Origin of the sequence: Calditerricola satsumensis, assembly GCF_014646935.1 — a bacterium.
GTDB classification, from domain to species: Bacteria; Bacillota; Bacilli; order Calditerricolales; family Calditerricolaceae; genus Calditerricola; species Calditerricola satsumensis.
Genome location: NZ_BMOF01000102.1, coordinates 1 through 957 on the forward strand (window position 1 = coordinate 1; position 957 = coordinate 957).

Below are 957 nucleotides of genomic sequence, written 5' to 3' on the forward strand. Positions count from 1 at the left end.
CGGCGCAGTCCCCCGACGCGGTAGCGCCGCGCGCCGGGCGCGGCGGCCGCGGCGGCGTAGTGGGTGACGAGCACCGCGGTGTGGCCCTGGCCGGCCAGGTGCTCGGCCAGGGCCACGGCCAGGGCCTCCCCCTCGGCCGGATTGGTGCCCCGCCCGATCTCGTCGAGCAACAGGAGCGCCCGTCCCGGCGCCTTCAGCTGCGCCGCCACCTCGGCCACTTGGCCGGCGAAGGAGCTGAGCCCCTCGCCCACGTCCTGGCCGTCGCCGGTGACGAGGACCACGCGGTGGACAAGCCCAGCCACCATGCGCCGCGCCGGGACCGGACTGGCCAGCTGGGCCAGGGCCTGGCACAGGCCGATCGTGCGTAGGCCCACCGTCTTGCCGCCCATGTTCGGGCCGGCCACCACGGCCAGCCCGGGCGCCAGGCGCACGGTGAGCGGCGTCATCGCCGTCCCGCGCGCGGCCAAGGCGGCGGCGACGGCCGGGTGCACGGCGTCGTCTAGTTCCAGGATGCCGGGGGCGTCGGCCGGCGTCGGCAGCGCGGCGCCCTGGCGCTTTCCCCATGCCGCGCGCGCCCACCGCCAGTCCCACGCCCCCACATCGGCGTCGAGCCGCTCCAGCTCCGCCAGAGACGCCCGCAGCCGCTCGCTGAGGGCCGCCAGCGCCGCCCGTTCCCGGTCCGCGATGGCCGCGTCCAACGCCTCCCGCTCCGCGTCCAGTGCCTCCTCCTCGGCCGTCCGGCGCAGGACAAAGGCTACCTCAAAGGGCGTCTGCCCCTCCCGCTCGAGCAGCGGATGGCGCTCGGCCGCAAGTAGGATCGCCGCCTCGGTTACCGGTACGTAAACGCGCTCGCCGGAAAGGGAAAGGCCCAGGTCGCACGCCACTTGCCGGGCGGCCGCCTGCCGCAGGGCCAGGCGGCGCCGCTCGGCGTCACGCCGCCGGGCGCGCAGCGCGGCC

1 protein-coding gene is annotated in these 957 nt (G+C 77.2%); it reads right to left on the reverse strand.

The window, feature by feature from the left end; all coding sequences use genetic code 11:
* Positions 1-957: MutS-related protein (locus IEX61_RS12235; RefSeq protein WP_444542192.1), on the reverse strand; the 957-nt coding region annotated here is incomplete at both ends.